General features: G+C 43.0%; 1 protein-coding gene. It reads left to right on the top strand.

What is annotated here, in order from left to right:
• On the top strand, nucleotides 1-456 hold a 456-nt coding region (locus R8O11_RS29490; RefSeq protein ID WP_318195160.1), incomplete at its 5' end, for a GGDEF domain-containing protein.
• Nucleotides 457-596 lie beyond the last annotated feature (140 nt).

The raw sequence follows: 596 nt of genomic DNA, 5'->3' as shown, positions 1-596 counted from the left end.
TTAGATTCAATGGTGGCGTGGCATGGAAGGCACCATATGCCGATGGCGATGATACTGTTAGATGTCGATTTCTTTAAGCCATTTAATGATAACTATGGACACATAGAAGGTGACCGCTGTTTACAAGCGATTGCCATCCAGCTTAAAGCAACATTCTGTCGTTCTGGTGAATATGTTGGTCGTTATGGCGGAGAAGAGTTTGTGGTTTTACTCAGTAGCACGGACGCGCAAACGGCAGAAAGGGAAGCAGAGCGCATTCAAGAAGCGATGTACTTCCTTGACTATCAACATGAGTTCTCAAGCGTTGCAAATAGAGTGACGGTGTCACAGGGTGTGTTTGTGTTCCAACCCACTGGAAAAGAGAATCAAGCAGATTTGTATGCCACGGCAGATAGGGCGCTTTATACTTCAAAATCGTTAGGTCGCAATACTTATACAATGGTAAACGCAAGTTGAAACAAGCTGTTATCAACAGTTATGCTATAGCTACACTGTCACTTTTGTCCACGGCTTCACAAGCCGAAACGCTTAATGATTTAATAGTCAAAGAATTTGAGTACAACTTTGCATTGAGTGTGGTTTTAACTGACACCGAT

It is taken from the genome of Vibrio sp. 1288, assembly GCF_033344475.1.
The sequence above is the reverse complement of the archived record's forward strand: the minus strand, read 5'-3'. Positions and strand labels throughout refer to the sequence as shown.